Source organism: Longimicrobium sp. (assembly GCF_036399935.1).
In the GTDB taxonomy this organism is placed as follows: domain Bacteria; phylum Gemmatimonadota; class Gemmatimonadetes; order Longimicrobiales; family Longimicrobiaceae; genus Longimicrobium.
In genome coordinates this window covers 98,912-117,343 of sequence record NZ_DASWMD010000035.1, presented here as the reverse complement: position 1 = coordinate 117,343, position 18,432 = coordinate 98,912, and the positions used below count along the sequence as shown (strand labels likewise).

Here is an 18,432-nt window from a genome sequence, read left to right as displayed (position 1 = left end):
AACGCGGACGGCGCGCACGGCCAGAAGCGTGCCGGGCGAATGTCAGGTCAGGGCACGTTCCGGCGCAGCTCGTCCAGCCAGACGGTGGCCTCGGAGTCGCTGGGGGCGCGCCAGTCGCCGCGGGGGGAGAGCGAGCCGCCGGAGCCCACCTTGGGCCCGTTGGGCATCGCCGAGCGCTTGAACTGGCTGGTCTTGAAGAACCGCCACAGGAACACCTCCATCCACCGCTTGATGGTGGCCAGGTCGTACTGGTTGCGGCGCTCCTCGGGCAGCAGTTCCGGCCACGGGCCGCGCGCGCGGTCGCCCCAGGCGTGGTGCGCCAGGAAGGCCACCTTGCTGGGGCGGAAGCCGTAGCGCGTGATGTAGTAGAGGGTGAAGTCCTGCAGCTCGTACGGGCCGATCTTCTGCTGCGTGCTCTGCGCGGGGCCCTCGCCCGGCTCGCCTTCGCCCGCGGGCACCAGCTCGGGCGAGATCTCGGTGTCAAGGATGGACTGCAGCACCCGGTTGGTCCCGGCGTCGAACTGTTCCGTATCGATGACCCAGCGGATCAGGTACTGGATCATGGTCTTGGGCACCGACGCGTTGACGTTGTAGTGCGACATCTGGTCGCCCACGCCGTAGGTGGCCCAGCCCAGCGCCAGCTCGCTGAGGTCGCCCGTCCCGAGCACCAATCCGTCGTTGAAGTTGGCCAGGCGGAACAGGTGCGAGGTGCGCTCCCCCGCCTGCACGTTCTCGAACGTCACGTCGTACACCGCCTCGCCTTCGGCGTACGGGTGGCCGATGTCGCGCAGCATCTGCATGCAGCTGGGGCGGATGTCGATCTCGGCCGCGGTGATCCCCAGCCCCTTCATCAGCGCGTGGGCGTTGCCCCTCGTGGAGTCGCTGGTGGCGAACCCCGGCATGGTGTACCCCAGGATGTTGGTGCGCGGCAGCCCCAGCCGGTCCATCGTCCGCGCGGCCACGATCAGCGCCTGCGTGCTGTCGAGCCCCCCCGACACGCCGATGACGATCTTCTGGATCCCCGTCGCGGCCAGGCGCTTCATCAGCCCGTGCACCTGGATGTTGTACGCCTCGTAGCACCGGGCGTCGCGCTCGGCGGCGATGTCGGGCACGTACGGAAAGCGGCCGACGTCGCGCCGCAGCGGAATCTCGCCTTCCGGCACCTGGAAGTGGAACGGAACGCGGCGGATGCGCGACACCCGCTCGCCCGCGTCGCCCGCGGCCTCGCGAAAGGTGTTCATCCGCGACCGCTCCTGGGCCAGCCGGTCCAGGTCCACGTCGGCGATGATCACCTGCTCCTCGTCGTCGAAGCGCTGCGACTCGCGGAGGAGGTCGTTGTGCTCGTAGATCAGCGCGTGCCCGTCCCACGCCAGGTCGGTGGTGGATTCGCCGGGACCCGCGGCGGAATACAGGTATGCGCAGATGCAGCGGCCGCTCTGCGTGGCGCACAGGTCGCGGCGGTACTCGGCCTTCCCGACGGTGATGTTGCTGGCCGACAGATTGGCGACGACCGTGGCGCCGGCGAGCGCGGCGTAGCTGCTGGGGGGAATGGGCGTCCAGACGTCTTCGCACACCTCCACGTTCAGCACGAAGTTGGGGACGTTCCCGGCCTCGAACACCAGGTCGTTGCCGAAGGGCACCGTGTTGCCCGCGATCGTCACATGGTCGAAGTCGGCGTCGCGGGCCGCGCTGAACCAGCGGCGCTCGTAGAACTCGCGGTAGTTGGGCAGGTACGTCTTGGGGGCGATGCCAAGGACCTGCCCGCGGTAGATGACCACGCCGCAGTTGAAGATGCGCCCGTGGAAGCGCAGCGGCGCGCCGACGACCAGCACCGGGCTCATGCCGATGCTTTCCATCATCAGTTCGCGGATGGCGTCGTCCACCGCCTCGAGCAGCGCGTCCTGCTGAAAGAGGTCTTCGCAGCTGTAGGCCGAGATTCCCAGCTCGGGAAAGAGCGCCACCGCCGCGCCGGCATCCGACGCGCGCCACGCCAGCTCCAGCGTGTGCTCCAGGTTGAACGCGGGGTCTGCCACACGCACCGCCGGGACGCAGACGGCTACGCGGACGAACCCGTGGGAGTAGATGGAATGGAACGGTGCGCGCATTCGGTTCTCCGCGGTCGCAGGGACGGCTCTGCGCCACAGGATAGCCAACGGCGGGGGCGCAGGCGAGGGGAGGCCCCTCCCCCGGCCCTGCCCCTCCCCCGGCCCCTCCCCGCACAAACTGCGTGCGGAGAGGGGAGAACTTCGAATGCGACAGCAGAGGTGGCGCGGCCGCAGCGCCCCCCATCCCCAGTCAGCCCGGTGGGTGTCCGCGGGTGCCGAGCAGAGACCGGCAGCCGTTCGCCCGCGCCGCAATGTCGCGGGCGAGGCGATGGAGGAACTTTCCATCCAGACCCTCATCCTCAGCCAGCTGTTCGGCCAGGCGCGGCGCCGCGCCTGCGATCCTCTCCGCGAGGGCGGCTACGTCGTCCAGCACCCCGCGCGGCAGCCGGCTTCGGGCCAACTCCCGTACCCAGGCGTCTCGGCCGATCTCCTGCAGCTCGGTGGTACCCCCGATCGCCATCGCCATGCGGAGCGGGCGGCGAGGCCGGCCCCGGACGAGCCCCAGCGCACTCGCCACGTCGTACAACGGGGCGAGTTCCGCGTTTTCGCCTCCGGAGATCAGGAGCGAAAAATTGCGGAGGTGGGCGTCGGTCGTCGCGGTGATCCAGACGTAGCCCACGTACCCGACGAACGCGCCGACGTCGTCCGGATCGGCGTAGTCGCGGAGCAAGCGGACGATTTCGCGGATGCCGGCGCCGCCCTCGGCGGCATACTTCAGGGCCGGGTCCAGGCCCAGGGCCTGCGCCATGTCTTCCTGGTGCAGGCGCGAGAGCGTTCCATCCGGCCACCGTTCGCGATCGTACCGCTCGACCGCGATGGCGCCCTGTGACCCGTATCGCACCACCCTGGACTTCGCCGCCGAGAGGCCCACCGCCTGCGCAAGCCGCAGGCAGAAGTGCTCGTTCTCATTGTGGTTGGCCACCCCTGGCATGGGCGGCTTGAGGATGTGCGTGCTGGGTGCCTGGCCCGAGGGCCGTCCCCACCGTTCGCGCATGGGATCCCAGACGAGTGCGACCTTGCCCAACGCGCCGGGAAGGCTGAACTGGCCCGTTCGCACCGCGCGGCGGTCCGGCGCGGACCTCGCGGCGATCTCAGCGAGCAGGGTTTCCAGGCTCGTCTCGTCCAGCCACTCGATCGTCCCGCCGATGCGTCCGCCAGCGATTTCGGCGGCTCGTTCGGGCGCCGCGAACTGCACCGCGCCCACGCAGTCTTCGCCCACGTGAGCGAGCACGGCGTACGGGTCGTCGCGCGACACGCCGTACTCCGTCTCGATCTCCTGCAAGCGCGCCGGGTTGTCGGGGAGCAGGCCGCGAAGCCAGTTGCGGACCTGGACCCCTTCGTACTCCGGTGCGGCCAGCGGCAGCGAGAGAGAAACCGGGTAGGCGTACGGGTTCTTCCGCCAGTGGTCGGCGTACCGCAGGCGATAGACCCCGGTGCCGGCCACGGACGCGAGGGTGCCCACCTCGACCTGGTTCAGCAGGACGACGAGCTCCGGCGGCGGGGTCACGACCGTTCCTGCCCGGAAGAGGGGTGGGCGTCCAGGTGAATTCCCAGCACGGCGAGTGTCCGGAGCACCAGCGCCACCTCCAGGCGCTCGCCCCCGGCCTCGAGCGCGGCGACCCACTGGCGCGTACAGCCCGCGCGCTCCGCGACGGCCTGGAGCGAAACCCCCAGCCGCTTCCGCTCAGCGCGCGCCAGCAGCCCGATCTCGCGGATCGTCTTTACTTTCATCCGCCGGCCTGTCTGTAAGCGATCACTAACATTAGGCGATATGTTAACAATCGCTGACACATCGGCAAATGTCAATGATCACTAACATCAGGCCACCGGGAACGGCAAGGCCCCGCACCTCTGGTCGAAGTGCGGGGCCTCGTCCTCGGCGTTCGGTCCACGCGCTACGTGCCGCGCCGGGCCAGCGAGAACGTGTATGCCGAGACGGCGCGGATCTGCTCGTCGGTGAACTTGCCGTTGCCCTTGGGCGGCATGGGCACGCCGAACTGCTCCGTGGCGGGGGCGCCGCCGGTCACCGCGCGGATGATCTCCTCGTACGCGCCGGTGCCCTGGCTCCACTGGTCGTCCACCAGCGATGGGCCCAACTGCGTTCCCTGCCCCGTCTCGCCGTGGCACATCACGCAGGCGGAGCGGTACAGCGCGCGGCCCTGGCCGCCCTGCGCCGGGGTAACGCCCTGCGGCAGCTGCCCGGGCGGAGGGCCGGAATCTCCCGGCGCCACGTCCGCGGGCCCGCCCTTGGCTCCATCGCCGCTGCCCGCGCGGCGTGCTTCCCTGTCGCATCCCGAAACGGCGGCCAGCACCAGCGCCGCCGCCATCCATGTCCACTGCTTCCGCATCGGCTCCGTCCGAAACGTCATGACCGGACCGCCGCCGAACCGAAATGTCCCGGGCGGGGCCGCTTGTGGGCGTTCGCTACCGCAAGCGTTGTTCCGGGCGCGACGCGGGCGGGCTTCCCGCGCCCGCCGTACGCGGCGCGCCGCAGGTGGCGCAGAAGCCCCACTCGGGCTCCAGCATGGCGCTGCAGTCTGCGCAGGGCACGGGCACCAGCACCTTGCCGCAGAAGGGGCAGAAGCGCGCCTGCCGCTCCACCGGCAGGGGCGAGCGGCACGCCGGGCACGGCTTGGGACGCGGCCGGGGCGGATCGGCGGGGGCCGCGGCTTCCGCCGGCTTCTCCGCGGCGGGCGTGGATGCGGCCCGCGGCGCGGCGGACGCCGGGGCGGATGCGACGACCGGCGGCGCGGTGGGATCGGGCTGCGGCGGCTGCGCGAAGGGGTTGGGCTGCACCCCCACCTCGGCATAGTCGCGGTAGATGCCCAGGATGGGGTTGGGCGCCTGCAGCTCGCGCCGGAACTCGTCCATCACCTCCGCGCGGTCCGTTTCCAGGTACTCGCGCTCGCCCGCCAGGAGCCGCAGCAGGGCGTGCTCGTACTCCGCCAGCTCCGCGAAGCCCAGCTCCGAGCGGATCAGCCGGTACGGCACCACCTCCTGGTACAGGTCGCCGATGGTCAGCGCCCGCCCGGGGTCGCGGGCAAGCGCCGTGGCGATGCGCCGGTACAGCCGGTCGAGTGCGTCCACTGAGAGTGCGTGAGTGCGTGAGTGCGGAAGTGCGTGAGTGCGAAAGCGCCGGGACCGGGCTTCCGCGCGTCAGGGTTGCGACTGCGCCGGCGCGCGCGGGGCCGAGCGCATCAGCGTGCGCAGCTCCGCGGGGGCGCGGCGCAGCTCCTGGTCGGCCTCGGCGGCGCGGCCCGACTCGCGCAGGGCCCGCACCAGGCCGCCCCACGCGCGGAGCGATTCGCCGTCGTGCCGCAGGGCCACGCGAAAGCGCTCCACCGCCTCGGGAGCGCGGCGCGCATCCAGAAGCAGGTAGCCGAGCTCTGCATGAAGCTCGGCGTGCTCGGGGTTGGCGTCCAGCCCCGCCTGCAGCTCGCGCCGCGCGTCTGCCGGGCGGCCGGCTTCGCGGTAGATGCGGGCCAGGTACACGCGTGCAAGCGCGTCGCGCGGATGCTCGCCGGCATGGGCGCGGAACTCCCGCTCGGCCTCGGCCACGCGGCCCGCCAGGAACGCCTGCTCGCCCCGCTGCAGTGCCCCGTCGTCTTCGCCGCCGCGCATGCGGACGGCGGCGACGAGCAGGAGGCCCAGGACGGCCAGCGCCAGCAGCGCCTGCCAGGGAAAGCGGCGGCGCGCCTCGGCGGGCACGGCGTGCACGGGCGCTTCGTCGTCGCGCACCAGCGGCTCGTCGTCGTCCGGGAGCGCGGGGTCTTCCAGGTGCGCCGGCGGGAGCGCCAGGACGTGCGATTCGATTCCACCCGCCACGGACACCGCCAGCTCGGCGTCGCGGGGCAGCGCATCCGCCCCGCGGCCGATGCGCTCGGCGGCGCCGTGCAGCTCGTGGAACGCCGCCGCCAGCTCCATGGGCACGCGGTTGCGGCGCCGCAGTTCGGCCAGCAGGTCGGGGGTGGAAAGGTCGTCCTCGGAAAGCGCGCGCAGCCGCAGCTCCACCGGGGCGGTGGTGTCGTCGCGCAGCATGCGGCGCAGCGTGGTGTCGGCCGCGTGTGCCACGCGCACGATGGCTCCGGGCGCGCTGGCGCCCGTGCGCAGCGCGTCCAGGTCGGAGGCGCGCTGGCGCAGCGGGCGAAGCGTGCTCTCGGGGCCGAAGGTCACGGGCGGCGGAGCGGGAGGATGAGGGGCAAGCCGGTCACTCCTCTATGCGCAGCAGGCCCATCCGCGCGCCCGCCCTGAGAAAGGCCTCGGCGCTGTGGACGGGAACGTCGCGGCCGGTGCGCTCGCGGATCTGCCGCGCCGCGCGCCGCATGAAGGCGCCCAGCGGCATCTGCGGCTCGCCGCACGAGTCGCGCATCCCCCGCACGATCTCGTCCCAGCTGCCCTGGAAGATGGAGCCCTCGGCCGTGCGCACGCGGTGCACGGAGGGGAGCGCGGCGTCGGGCGCGGGCGGGCCCAGGATCTTCATCATGAAGTCCATCTGCGCCGACAGCTCCAGCGCGGCCTGCGCCTGCTCGTCGACCGCGCCCTCGAACGAGGCTTCCACCTCGGCCAGCAGGTGGTCGATGTCGTCGGGCTCGGCGTCGAGCTCGGCCAGGCGCTCCTTCCACGGCGCGAACCAGGGGTCGCCCTCGGCCACGCCGTCCAGCTGCATCTTCAGCTCCACGTACCGCCAGACGGAGAGCGTGTCCCAGTGCTCCGCCGGGGGCACCTGCTCCAGCTCGGTGAGGGCGCCGCGCAGGTCGCCGCGGTCGTGAAGCAGGTGCGACAGGTAGATGCGCGCCTCGTGCAGGTCGGCGTCAAGCCGCGTGGCCCGGCGCAGCTCGCGGCGGGCGCCCAGGTCGTCGCCCAGCGCGTGGAGCGTGTAGCCGCGCGCCGCCGCCAGCTCGGCGTTGTCGGCGTGCGTCGTCGACAGGGCGGCGAAGCGCGCCCGGGCATCGGTGAACAGCCCCTCGCGGTACAGCGCCCGGCCCACGGTGAGGCCCAGCTCCAGGTCGTCGCCCAGCCCCATCTCGTCGATCTGCCCGAAGCAGCTGAGCGCTTCCTCCACCCGGCCGAACTTCAGCAGGGTTTCACCCAGCCCCACCCAGGCGTCCTCGTACTCCGGGTCCAGCTCCAGGGCCGATTCGAAGCACTGGCGGGCCCACGCGTACTCTTCGCGGGCGATGCGCGTGTAGCCCAGCCCCACGTGCAGGAGCACGGAGTCGGGATACTGCGTGATGCCTTCGCGAAGCACGCCCAGCGCCTCGTCGTAGTCGCCGGCGTCGTAGTGCTTGTGCGCCAGCTCGTCGTACTCTTCGGAGCTGAGATATGAGGTTCCCATTCAGCCTTTGCCCTGGTCAATCCATCAGGCGGGAAATGGGGCACGGACCCGGAGCGGGCCGTGGGGAACGTCGGGCGGGATCGCCCGGACAAATATACACTGGAACAGCCCCGGCATCCAAGCCCTTGCGCGGCCTTGCGGGTGTGGGGGCCGCCGGTCAGATTGATGGCGCTGCACAACCGGAACGGATCGACAACGGGGGACGATGTTCGACTGGCTGCGGCGCCGCCGCCTGAGCAACGAGGCCAAGCGCAAGCTGCTGATCGCCGCCGCGCGGGCGGAAGAGGCGATCGTGGAGACGCACGTGGCCAACGTGCTGGATCTCATGGCGCTTCTGGGCACCGAGGTGGACGTGGACCGCGGCCTGGAGCTGTACCACGAGATGCTTCCCATGGACGAGCACATCTCGGCGACGGTCACCAACCGCGTGCTTGCGCGCTACGATTCGCCGGGCGTTCCCCCGGCGCCGGGCCGCCGCTTCGAGAACGTGTTCCGCGACGGCGGCCGCTGACGGCCACCTTTTCCGTCACGCGCGCGCCTGGATTCCGCAGGCTTCGCGCCCGGCCAAACCAGAGCCGCCGCCCACCTGTACCCATGCAACGCCGCCCTCCCGGAGCGGCGTTCTTCGTTCCCCTCTTCCCGCTCGCCGGTGCTGCCGCCGGACGGTGGACATACACTCGACGGACGTTCGGGTGCCCCTCCCCCCATAAACTGCGTGCGGAGAGGGGGGAACTTCGATGGGGGTTCGCCTGGACCCGGTGCGGACCGCGGCGCCCCCCATCCCCAGCCCTTCCCCCGCAAACTGCGCGGGGGAAGGGAGCCAGTGCCGTGCGTCAGACCGGCCGCTTCGCACAAGCTTGTCATCCTGAGCCCCAGGCGCATCGTACTCGCCCGCACACCCTGCCTCGCGGGGCGAAGGATCTAGCCCGGGGCACTTCCCAGCCCGGGCGCGGCAGCGGCCACCCGTGCAGAGCCACGACGTTGGGGCGTTTCGAATTGCGCCGGCGCATGCCTCGGCTGCCCTCTCCCCCGACCCCTCTCCCGCAAGCGGGAGAGGGGAGAATTCGATCACCCTTCGGCATGCCTCGCGCGCTCGACTACGCGTGCAGTCCGCGAAGGCGGACTTTGGGCCGTCGTTGCCGCGACTTCAGTCGCCCCAGCAAGGCTGGGGGGGCGCTCCGGCTACGGGCCGCGGCTCAGGGTTCCGTGCCGCTGCCGCGCCCAGGCTCGTTCGTGGTTCAGGCTAGATCCTTCGGCCCGCGTGGTCTTTCGTGCGGGCTGGTCCGGTGCGCTCGGGCCTCTTGGTGACAGGCTCTCGGGCGAGTTACAGATGATCGGGCGTGGCGAGTGTTCATCGCACCACGCGGCCGATCAGCTCCGCGGCGCGCTCCAGGCACTCGATCTCGGCAGGGTCCAAAGCGCGCAGGCGCTCGGCCAGGGAGTGCACGCGGCGGGCGCGGCCTTCGTGCAGAATCCGCCGCCCCTCATCCGTGGCGCGCAGGACGATGGCGCGGCCGTCGCCGGGGTGCGGCTCGCGGGTCAGCAGGCCGTCCGCCTCCAGGTTGCGCACGATGCGCGTCATCGACGGCGGGCGAACCTGCTCGGCGGCGGCCAGCTCCCCCAGCGACAGCGGCCCGCCGAACACCAGGACGGAGAGCGCCGACAGGTGCGGCGCCGACAGCCCCGATCCGTCGTCCTCGCGGCGAAGGCGGCGCAGCAGGTGAATGCTCGCGGAGTGCAGCCGGTCCGCCAGCTGCTCCACCCGCTCGTCCGTGTCTCTTGCGCTCGTCGCGTCCATGCATCACAATATGGTTAGGAAGGCTAACGAAGCAAGTCTCTTTCGATCAACCACGGACGGGAGCGGGCACCATGAGCTTTGCGCAGCTGGCGGAAGCGGTGAAGGCGGGCGATGCGGACGCGCTCCGAACCCTGCTCCAGGGCGATGGACACGCGGCCCATGCGCGGGGAGAAAATGGAGAAAGCCCGCTGCTGATGGCGCTGTACACAGGACGGCGGGACTTGGCGGAGGTGCTGGTGGCGCACGGCCGCGAGCCGGACGGCTTCGAAGCCACCGCCCTGGGCGACCTGGATCGCGTGCAGGCGCTGCTGAATGAGGACGAGGGGCTGCTGACCCGCTACACGCACGACGGGTGGACGGTGCTGCACTACGCGGGCTTCTTCGGCCACCTGCCCCTGCTGCGCCTGCTGCTGGAGCGCGGCGCCGATCCGCACGCCATTTCGCGGAACGGAATGAGCAACACGCCGCTGCACGCGGCCCTCGCCGGACCGCTGCCGCTTGAAGGCGTCCGCCTGCTCCTGGATGCCGGCGCGGACCCCAACGCACGCCAGCACGGGGGATTCGTGGCGCTGCACTCGGCGGCGCAGCGCGGGGCCATCGACCTGATCGACGTGCTGCTGGACGCCGATGCCGACGTCAACGCCGCCACGGACGACGGGCGCACCGCCATCGACTTCGCCGAGGAGAAGGGGCACGCCGCCGCCATGGAGCACCTGCGCAGCCGCGGCGCCGACGAGCCATCCGCCACTCCCGGCGATTGACGGGGTACGACGGCCCTCGGTAGTGTTGCCGGTCGCCAGGAACAGCAGTCCATCGCGGGATCGCCATGCAGGTACGCACCGTTCTTTTCGTTCCGCTGATCGCCCTTGCCGCCGCCTGCACGCCGCGGCAGCCGCCGGCGCCGCGCCCCACCATCTTCATCCCCGCCGCGCCGGTGGACGATGGCGCCGTGCGGATCGAGCAGGCCCGCGTGTCGTGGGAGGAGGGCGTCACCCTCGGCCGGCAGGCGCGCTGGGGGGAGGCATCGGAGGCGTACCGCCGGGCGGCGGAGCTGGATCCGGACGAGGTGCGCTACCACATGGCGCTGGCCGACGCGCTGCTGCAGGGCGGGCGCGACTGGGAATCCGCGGACGCGCTGATGGCCGGCATCCGCGCCGAAGAGGCGAAGCCCAACCCCAACCACCGCGTGCTGGGGGTCGATTACGAGCGGCTCATCCGCCTGCTCACGCGCCTCAACCGCCTGGACGAGGCTCGCACGGCACGCGCGCGGCAGGAGCACCACCGAAGGCTGCGGGACGCGGCGCCGCCCAGGGAGTAGAACGAACGGCGGTGCTTCCGAGCGAAGGGGACGGCAGTGGCGCCGTCCCCTTTCTCGTTTTCGTCGCGTTCTCGTCGTACGCTTCGGGGGGGGCGAATCGCTGGGATCAGAAAGACACCGAAATCGCGGCCATGCCCCCGCGGGACAGGTCCGGAGAGAGGTGAAGCCGAACCTGCTCTCGCCGGGGCTCCTGCCGTTCGGGCGTTCCGATGATGCCTCCGACGACCGCACCCGCAACGCCCCCAACCGCACCACCCAGCATGAAGGAAAGCAGGGCGTACTCGTCACGGGGGCCGCTCGTCGTGAACGCGTAGTTCATTGCCGCGAAGCCGACCCCGCCGGCCAGTGCTCCGACGCCCAAGCCGATGAGCGCGCCCTTTCCGTGGTCCCGACGCTCTACGTCCCGCTTCGCCGGAGCGAATGGAACGGACGCGCTCGCGGACACCACGGCCGTCCCCGGCGCTGGCGTCAAGGCCGCGAGAGGGAGTGTGACCGGCGATGTGCCGAGCTCCTGCGCCTCCGCCGTCCGGACCGACGGCAACAGGAACACCATCGAAAGCAACACGACTGCCCGCATGATGTCTCCTGAGAGGTGGGGGGGCACCATCCCCCGCTCGTGTTCAGCCCCGGACGGCGCCGCCGTGGGTGGTGTTCTCGTACGGTTGGAAGACGCAGCCCGTAGAGAACGGAACGTAGAGCACGTCGGGAACGCCGCTCTCTCCGGCCTCCCTGAACAGGGGCGTACCGCTGTATTCGCCCACGTGCTCCAGGAGGTCGCGGCGGATTTCGCGGGGCAGACCGTACCGTATGTAGCGATGGCGACGGAAGACGAGGGGCTCGTACAGGATGGCCCAGGTCGCGGTCGACGCATAGGCCGGCGGCTCCGCCGGATACGCTTCTCGGAACGGCAGGCCGTTCACCAGCGTGTCCCCCGTCTGCGTGTGGAATTCGGCTTCGACCTCGGCGAGGCTGGCGCCGCGAACGACGCACACCCGCAGCCGCGAAACGCCGCCGTCCAGCGGCGCCGGAGGGGGCTCGGGCTCGGGGTGCACCTCCGGTCCGGGCGCACGGCCACAAGCGCCGATCGTCACCGCGAGAACCAGGATCGCACCACGGATCATCACGCCGGGCGCCCGGAGGAGAACGCCTCGTCCGTCTTCGCGGCCATGACGAAGTCGTTGCGGTGCAGCCCGCGGATCTTGTGCGTCCACCATCCGACGGTGACGCGCCCCCACTCCGTCAGCAGCGCGGGATGATGATCTTCGGCCTCGGCGATGGCGCCTACGCGATTGGTGAACTCCAGCGCGCTCGCGAAGTCGGGGAACGCGAACACGCGCTCCAGCCGCGGGATTCCGCCCGGCTCCACGATGCTCCACTCCGGAACCTGGGGATGGAGTTCCGCGACTTCCTCGGCGGTGACGGTGGGTGCGCCCTTGCGGCACGGCTCGCAGGTGCGGGTCTTCAGCGGGTCCATGGGGCGCCTTCGGTGGATGCGGATCGATGGATTTGGGTGGCCGCGGCGGAGGGGCGCGGCCCGGGTATGTGGCGGGTCCCCTCGGTCGCTGCGTCTTCGGTGTGCCGGCCAGTTCGGCGCTGCCGCTCCGCCGGGATGACATCGCGCGAGCCGCGGGCGATGGTCAGCCTTCCCAGGGCTGCGAGTCGGCGAGGTGCCGGCGGAGGGCTTCGTCGCTCAGGGCCGCCAGCTCGCGTTCGGCGTCGCGTACCGTCTCGGAGGCCAGCAGCGAGGTGCGGTTCTCGTTGTCGGTCCGCAGCGAGAACATCAGCAGGGCCGTGCCGTACGACCCGCGGCCGATCGCCACGTCCCACGCGCGGCCCCGCTCGTCGGTGACGGTGCGCATTCAGGCGGCGGGGAGCGATTTCTCGATCAGCCCGCGCAATTCCTCGTCCGTGGCGTGAACGGGGCCCACCTTCTTCCACAGCAGCGTGCCGTCGGCGCCGATCAAAAAGGTGTTCGGCACGCCGATCGTGCTGAACTGGCTGGTGACGTCGCCGCTGGGGTCCAGCCATACGTCGAACGACACGCCGTGCTCCTGCATGAACTCGCGGACGGCCTGCTGCTCGCTCGCCTGGTCGATGCTGACGCCGACGACGCGCAGCCCCTTGGGACCGTACTCGCGGTGCAGCGTTTCCAGCGCGGGGATCTCCGTCTGGCAGGGGCCGCACCAGGTGGCCCACACGTTCAGCAGCACCGGCCGGCCCTGCAGGTCTGCCAGCGAGGTGCGGTCGCCATCCAGCACCTCCGCCACGTACGGCGGCACCGGCTTGCCCACCGCCACCGTCCCCGGCGGCGCGTCGCCGCAGGCGGCCAGCAGCACGGCGGCCGCAGACAGCACCTTCATCATCCGCATTCCGACCTCAATCCACGGGGAGCGGCATGCGCGCCGCGTTCACGGTGGACGGCTCGCCCGCGGCCGTCCACGCCATCACCAGCTCGTTCCCCGCACGCACCATGCGCGGAAATCCGCTGGACCGCGTGGCGCTCGAGGTGGTGACGGACCGCGGGGCCCCCAGCTTGCCATCCGCCTCCACCCGCCGCACCCGCACCTCCACGCCCTTCCCCGCCGCGCGCTCCATCCAGCTCACCAGCGCGGCCCCGCCATCCAGCATCAGCACGTCCACGCGCCCCTCGGGGTTGCCGCCGTCCACCCGCACCGGCGGGCCGAAGGTGGCGCCCGCGTCGCCGGAGAAGGCCACCTTCACCTGCTGGCTGTCGCGCGCCGCGGTGTACCAGGCCACGGCAACGCGGTTTCCATCCGCCGCGGCCTGGGGTCCGTTGACGGGGCAGGCGTCGATCTTCCACCCGTCCGCGTGCACGGGCCGCCCCTGCGTCCACGCGCCGTTCACCATCCGGCTGTAGTAGATGTCGCGGATTTCCCCAGGCGAGCGGTCGCGGTACACCACCAGGGGGCCGCTGGACGTCATCGTCGCGCCCGTCTGGCAGCAGTCGCAGACACGGCCGTCGATCTCCCGCTCCGGCGCCGCCCGCCCGTCGTGCGCAACGGTCGTGTACTGCAGCGTCATCTCGTTCCCCGGCGCATGCTCCTCGGCCGACGCGCCGTACTTGCGGCCGTCCAGCCACACCAGCCCCAAGGAATCGCCCTGCTGCCACATCGACACGAACCCGTGTTCGCTGGCGGTGCCGTCGCGGTGGGGCACCACGCCCTGGCTCCAGGTGGCGCCGCCGTCGCCGGAGACGGCCACGCGCACGTCGTAGGCGTACTTGCCGCTGCCGCTCTTCTGCAGCCAGTGCGCCGCCATCCGCCCGCCGGGGAGCGGCGCGAGCGAGGGAAAGTCGGCCCAGTTGACGAACCAGTCCCGGCCCTGCGCGATGGTGCGCGGCGCGGACCAGCCGCCGCCTTCCAGCACCGAGAAGCGCAGGGCGTGCGTGCTGTCCGACCCGGGCTCGATCCACGACAGGTACACGCGCCCGTCCGGCGCCACGCTCAGGTTGGGCTCGCCGCTCCCCGGCGCGGCCGGCGCGGGGATCACCTGCACCTGGACGGTGGACTTCGCCGGCCTGGGGTCGTCGCCGGAGCCGCCGCAGGCCGCGAGGGCGATGGCGAGGAGCATGGGGAGGGATGGATGAGCACGCATGGGAAAGAGTCAGTCGGGGTTGTCGACGGCCAGGTCGAAGCTGCGGAAGGCGCGCGCCACCAGCGAGGTGGCGGCCCAGCAAGCCGCCAGCACCACGAGCACGGAGGTGGCCACTCCGCCCGCACGGCCCGCCACCATACGCCCGGGCACCGCCGCCAGCAGCGCCAGACCCACGACCACGAACAGCAGCATGAGCTTGGTGAGCGTCTTCAGGAACAGCCGTCCCGAAAATGAGTTCTGCTCCGTGCCGGCCGGCGTTACCCGGGTGGGGAACAGCAGGAACAGCCAGTTCTCCAGCCCCACGCAGATCCACGAGATGGGCCCGGCCAGCAGCATGGCCAGCAGCAGCATCATCGGCCGGACGTGCCACCTCACGGACAGAGCCGTGCCCGCCAGCAGGAGCAGGCTGGCGACGGTCAGGATGGCGGCCGGGGTGAACACCTGCGCGACGGCCACCGCCCGTGGCCCCAGCGGCAGCGACCGCAGGAAGGCGATGCGCTCGGCGTCGCGGCGGAAGTCCAGGTTCAGCGAGCCGCTTCCGAGGACGGCGAACACGGCCACCATCACCACCAGGGCCACCCCCAGCGGGCGCGGGGTGGACGCGTAGTCGCTCGTCCACGGCAGGACGATGCTGTAAAAGAACGCCAGCCCGGCGGAGAACGCCAGTCCCAGCAGCGGCCGGGGCGCGCGGCCCAGCTCGTACACGTGCCTTCGCGCCAGGGGTGCGGCGGTGCCCAGGAACCCGAAGGAGGGAACGGGAATGCGGCGGTGGGTGGCCGGCCCCCCGCGGCCGCGCACCCGCTGCCACTGCGCCACCTTGCGGGCGCTGAGCGAAAGCGACGCCTCGCGAAAGTCCACCGGCAGCAGCACGGCCGCGCCGAAGGTGACGGCGATCACCCCCGCCGACGCGGCCGACCAGAGAACCAGCGGCACGAGCCCTTCCGCCGCGAACGCGCGGCCGAAGGGCTGGAGCGGCAGCGACAACGCCCGCAGCGGCGCCGAGGCCAGCACCTCGCCCATGGCGTCGCCCAGCCCCACGACGCGGGCTCGGGCGTACAGGAGCACGGCCAGCACCGCCGCCGCGCCATACATCGCGGGCTTGATCGCCTTCACTGCGGCGGGCGCCCGCTGCACGACGGCCATCTTCACCAGCGCCGCCAGCAACCCCGCGACGTTGATGAAGGTGATGGCCAGGATAGCGGTGGAGAGCGCCGCCAGCGGACGCGGCGCGCTCCGCATTCCGATGGTCCCCACCCACAGCCCGGAGAGCAGCTGCAGCCAGGCCCGGCTGGCGAGCTGGTACACCAGCAGCTCGCGCCGGCCGATGGGGGCGGCGAACAGGTGCTGCACCTCGGCGGGCCAGAAGAACGGCGCCTCAGAATTCACCACCGCCCACCCCGTCAGCGCCATGAGCACCAGGGTGAACCCGGCCGCCGCGTCCCCGGGCGAGGTGGGGCTGTCGTCCAGCACCAGCGCGACCACCTGGCTGCCGACGAGGGCGATCATCAGCAGCAGGCCGAGCACGGTGGTGAGAAAGCCGCGCGCGGTGCGCATCCGCCGTCCCGTCCGGCGAAGGACGCCCCGGAAGCCGGCCCTCGCCAGGTAGCGGAGGCCGGGGTTCATTCCGGGGCCTGCGCCGCAGGGGCGTAGCCCTCGGTGACGTGAAAGAAGATGTCTTCCAGCGTGGCGCCCGGCCCCAGCTCGCCCGCGTACCGCTCGCGCAGCTCGTCGCGCGAGCCGTGGAAGAGCAGCTGCCCCTGCCGCAGGATGAGGAACGAGGTGCACAACCCCTCGATCTGCCCCAGCAGGTGCGACGACAGCACCACCGCCGCGCCCGCCGCCGCGCGCCTGCGCAGGGTGTCGTACAGGGTGCGGATGCCGCGCGGGTCCAGCCCCGTCAGCGGCTCGTCGAGCAGCAGGGCAGCCGGATCGTGAAGGAGCGCGCAGGCGACGGCCACCTTCTGCCGCATGCCGCGCGACAGCTCGTCGGCCATGCTGTCGCGGCGGTCCGCCAGCTCCAGCTCCGCCAGCAGCCGCTCGGCCGCGGGGTGCCAGTCGCGGACGCCGTACACGCGGGCGGTGAAGTCCAGGTGCTCCCACACCGTCAGGCTGGCGAACAGGTGCGGCTCGTCGGGGATCAATGCCAGGCGGCGCTTGGCTTCCATCGCCTGCCGCTCCACGTCGAAGCCGCCGATGGACACGTGGCCGCTCGTGGGCGGATGGATGCCGCAGATGGCGCGGAGGGTCGTGGTCTTCCCCGCCCCGTTCGGGCCCACGAGGCCCAGGATCTCTCCGCCCTTCACCTGAAAGCTGAGATCGGCGACGGCCACGCGGCCGTCGTACACCTTCCGGAGCTGCTGGACGTCGATCATCGCGCGGCGGGGCGCCCGCCGGGGGTCCACTGCGGCCGCGCGCCATCCGCCAGCGTGCGGACCGCGTGGATGGCGGCTTCGATCACGCGCGTCATGTGGGCGTAGTCCAGCGTCTCGGGTTCGTCGCTCGGCTGGTGGTAGTCGCCATGCAGCCCGAACGACGACAGCACGTGGGCGGGCACGCCCATCCGCGCGAACGGCGTGTTGTCGCTGCGTTCGAAGAAGTTCTGCGCGGGCCGGGGGTCGGGAACGATGGGCACCCCCGCGGCGGAAAGCAGCGCGCCCATGGTGGAGCGGTCGAACCCCGTCAGCCAGCCGCGGCCGGGGCCGCCGGCCAGCGAGTCCGGCCGGCCGATCATCTCCACGAACAGCCCCGCGACGGTGCTGTCCAGCGGCACGACGGGATCGCGCAGATAGTGCCGCGTTCCCAGCATTCCCACCTCCTCGCCCGTGGCGAAGAAGAGGACGACGGTGCGCCGGGGCGGCGTCCTGGCCAGGGCGCGGGCCACCTCGAGCACGGCCACGGTGCCGCTGGCGTCGTCGTCGGCGCCGTTGTAGATGCTGTCGCCATCCACCGCCCGCCCGATGCCCACGTGGTCGTAGTGGGCGCCCACGATGACGGCCTCGCCCGCCAGCGAGGGGTCCGTCCCGGGGATTCTTGCGACGACGTTGAATGCCTGCCGGACCTGCTCGGGGCGGAGGCGCGACAGCTCGTCGGCCGTGGCCAGCCGCAGCCGGCCGCCGGCCCCGTCCGCGGCCACGGGCACCGTCTGGAAGTACCCGAAGTCGCCCGCGGGCTGCACTCCCAGCGCCTGCAGCCGCGCCGCGAGGTAGACGGCCGCGCGCATGCCGCCCCGCGTGCCGGTGCCGCGCCCCTCCATGCTGTCCGCGGCCAGGTCGTACAGCGCACGCCGCACGTCCTCTTCCCGCACCATGCCCGCGCGCGCCGGCGCCTGCTGCCGCACGGGCGCGGGTTCCGGCCCCGCGGCACGCGCGCACGCGCCGGCAGAAAGCAGGAGGACGGCGAGAAGCGCACGGGGACGGCGGATGAGGGGCATCGGGAGCGTGGGGATGCGGGATGAGGAGCGCAGACGGCAGCCAACGCGGAATATGCCCGGCCGGCGGAAGGTGGGCAACGGCGGGCAGCCGCACCCGTCCCCGCGCACGCTCACCGGAACCTGGACCGCAATCTGTCATCCAGAGGCCCAAGCGCACCCAATCAACCCGTACCTCATACTGTGCGGGCCGAAGGATCTGGCCGCGGACACGTACCAGCCCGGGCGCGGCAGCGGTCACAGATCCGTTCGCCTCGGCTGCCGGGGGGGCCCTCACCCGGCCGCGCTGACACGCGTGCCACCCTCTCCCGCAAGCGGGAGAGGGTGAACTGCGTCATGGTCAAGTCGCGCCACACGGACGATCCCGCGCCATGGCAAGCCAGTCCACGAAGGTGCCACGAAGGTGGACTTCGTGTGGTCGTTGCAGCGAATTCATTCGCCCGTGCAGGGCCGGGGCGCGGCTGGGCAGATGTCGGGCGCGCCGGACTGACGCCCTTCCCATGCGGGTTTGCGGGGGCAGGGTTGGTTGGAGGCGAGGCCTCGGCTTTGTGACCGCTGCCGCACCCGGGCTAGTACGTGCCCCATGCAAGATCCTTCGGCCCGCGACGGATGGAGTACGGGCGAGTGCGGTGCGCTTGGGCCTCTGGATGACAGACCGGGGTGCATGCGAAAACAGCCGGTCGACTCGATTGAAGTTCTCCCCCTCTCCCGCTTGCGGGAGAGGGGGCCGGGGGGAGAGGGCAGCCGGGGAATGCGCCGTCCCGCGTCGAAACGCCCCGACGCCGGCCAGGGCGCCCCCGCACCTGAATCTTTCCCGCGCATCGCACCGTACCA

The 18,432-nt window shown here is 71.7% G+C and carries 20 protein-coding genes; 3 read left to right on the top strand and 17 right to left on the bottom strand.

Translation table 11 applies throughout. The features are described from left to right. Positions 1-47 precede the first annotated feature (47 nt). From VGB24_RS12070 to VGB24_RS12040, 7 genes are all read right to left on the bottom strand, one after another. Positions 48-2,105, bottom strand: a complete 2,058-nt coding sequence (locus VGB24_RS12070; RefSeq protein WP_331073197.1) for an NAD(+) synthase — start codon at positions 2,103-2,105, stop codon at positions 48-50. Positions 2,106-2,295: 190 nt separating this feature from the next. Next, entirely contained in the window at positions 2,296-3,612 is a 1,317-nt protein-coding gene (locus VGB24_RS12065; protein ID WP_331073196.1) for a HipA domain-containing protein, read from the bottom strand. Continuing rightward, entirely contained in the window at positions 3,609-3,836 is a 228-nt protein-coding gene (locus tag VGB24_RS12060; RefSeq protein WP_331073195.1) for a helix-turn-helix transcriptional regulator, read from the bottom strand. The genes VGB24_RS12065 and VGB24_RS12060 overlap by 4 nt, the downstream gene beginning before the upstream one ends. 164 nt (positions 3,837-4,000) lie before the next feature. Further along, positions 4,001-4,453 carry a c-type cytochrome gene (locus tag VGB24_RS12055; protein ID WP_331073194.1) on the bottom strand — a complete coding sequence of 151 codons (453 nt, stop codon included), beginning with the start codon at positions 4,451-4,453 and terminating at the stop codon, positions 4,001-4,003. Positions 4,454-4,529: 76 nt separating this feature from the next. Beyond that, complete coding sequence (locus VGB24_RS12050; protein ID WP_331073193.1) at positions 4,530-5,192, bottom strand: zinc ribbon domain-containing protein; 663 nt, start codon at positions 5,190-5,192, stop codon at positions 4,530-4,532. 69 nt (positions 5,193-5,261) lie between these two features. After that, complete coding sequence (locus VGB24_RS12045; protein ID WP_331073192.1) at positions 5,262-6,278, bottom strand: tetratricopeptide repeat protein; 1,017 nt, start codon at positions 6,276-6,278, stop codon at positions 5,262-5,264. Between the two features lie 34 nt (positions 6,279-6,312). After that, positions 6,313-7,440 (bottom strand): tetratricopeptide repeat protein, encoded by a 1,128-nt coding sequence (locus VGB24_RS12040; RefSeq protein ID WP_331073191.1) that lies wholly within the window; start codon positions 7,438-7,440, stop codon positions 6,313-6,315. 205 nt (positions 7,441-7,645) lie between these two features. On the opposite strand from VGB24_RS12040, the gene VGB24_RS12035 reads away from it, so the two are divergent. Next, the gene (locus tag VGB24_RS12035) at positions 7,646-7,951 is read left to right on the top strand and encodes a hypothetical protein (RefSeq protein ID WP_331073190.1); all 306 of its coding nucleotides are present in this window, start codon (positions 7,646-7,648) and stop codon (positions 7,949-7,951) included. Between the two features lie 840 nt (positions 7,952-8,791). Here VGB24_RS12035 and VGB24_RS12030 read toward each other — a convergent pair. Continuing rightward, complete coding sequence (locus VGB24_RS12030) at positions 8,792-9,238, bottom strand: MarR family transcriptional regulator (protein ID WP_331073189.1); 447 nt, start codon at positions 9,236-9,238, stop codon at positions 8,792-8,794. A gap of 71 nt (positions 9,239-9,309) precedes the next feature. Here VGB24_RS12030 and VGB24_RS12025 point away from each other — a divergent pair, with 71 nt between their 5' ends. Beyond that, positions 9,310-9,999, top strand: a complete 690-nt coding sequence (locus tag VGB24_RS12025) for an ankyrin repeat domain-containing protein (RefSeq protein ID WP_331073188.1) — start codon at positions 9,310-9,312, stop codon at positions 9,997-9,999. Positions 10,000-10,064: 65 nt separating this feature from the next. After that, entirely contained in the window at positions 10,065-10,556 is a 492-nt protein-coding gene (locus VGB24_RS12020) for a hypothetical protein (protein WP_331073187.1), read from the top strand. A gap of 106 nt (positions 10,557-10,662) precedes the next feature. Here VGB24_RS12020 and VGB24_RS12015 read toward each other — a convergent pair whose 3' ends face one another. The 9 genes from VGB24_RS12015 to VGB24_RS11975 all read right to left on the bottom strand — a co-directional run bounded on the left by VGB24_RS12015 (position 10,663) and on the right by VGB24_RS11975 (position 17,601). Continuing rightward, positions 10,663-11,133, bottom strand: a complete 471-nt coding sequence (locus VGB24_RS12015; protein ID WP_331073186.1) for a hypothetical protein — start codon at positions 11,131-11,133, stop codon at positions 10,663-10,665. Between the two features lie 43 nt (positions 11,134-11,176). Then, on the bottom strand, positions 11,177-11,680 hold the full coding sequence (locus VGB24_RS12010; protein WP_331073185.1) for a hypothetical protein: 504 nt from the start codon (positions 11,678-11,680) through the stop codon (positions 11,177-11,179). Then, positions 11,677-12,030 carry a 4a-hydroxytetrahydrobiopterin dehydratase gene (locus VGB24_RS12005; protein ID WP_331073184.1) on the bottom strand — a complete coding sequence of 118 codons (354 nt, stop codon included), beginning with the start codon at positions 12,028-12,030 and terminating at the stop codon, positions 11,677-11,679. The genes VGB24_RS12010 and VGB24_RS12005 overlap by 4 nt, the downstream gene beginning before the upstream one ends. A 163-nt stretch (positions 12,031-12,193) precedes the next feature. Further along, positions 12,194-12,415: a hypothetical protein gene (locus VGB24_RS12000; RefSeq protein ID WP_331073183.1), complete on the bottom strand. Its 222-nt coding sequence runs from the start codon at positions 12,413-12,415 to the stop codon at positions 12,194-12,196. After that, on the bottom strand, positions 12,416-12,919 hold the full coding sequence (locus VGB24_RS11995; protein WP_331073182.1) for a TlpA disulfide reductase family protein: 504 nt from the start codon (positions 12,917-12,919) through the stop codon (positions 12,416-12,418). A gap of 13 nt (positions 12,920-12,932) precedes the next feature. Next, entirely contained in the window at positions 12,933-14,171 is a 1,239-nt protein-coding gene (locus VGB24_RS11990) for a sialidase family protein (RefSeq protein ID WP_331073181.1), read from the bottom strand. A 9-nt stretch (positions 14,172-14,180) separates the two neighbouring features. Further along, positions 14,181-15,794: a putative ABC exporter domain-containing protein gene (locus VGB24_RS11985; protein WP_331073180.1), complete on the bottom strand. Its 1,614-nt coding sequence runs from the start codon at positions 15,792-15,794 to the stop codon at positions 14,181-14,183. Then, positions 15,791-16,543: an ABC transporter ATP-binding protein gene (locus VGB24_RS11980; protein WP_331073179.1), complete on the bottom strand. Its 753-nt coding sequence runs from the start codon at positions 16,541-16,543 to the stop codon at positions 15,791-15,793. The genes VGB24_RS11985 and VGB24_RS11980 overlap by 4 nt, the downstream gene beginning before the upstream one ends. Continuing rightward, positions 16,540-17,601: a M20/M25/M40 family metallo-hydrolase gene (locus tag VGB24_RS11975; protein WP_331073178.1), complete on the bottom strand. Its 1,062-nt coding sequence runs from the start codon at positions 17,599-17,601 to the stop codon at positions 16,540-16,542. Before VGB24_RS11975 ends, VGB24_RS11980 begins: the two co-directional genes overlap by 4 nt. Between the last annotated feature and the right edge of the window lie 831 nt (positions 17,602-18,432).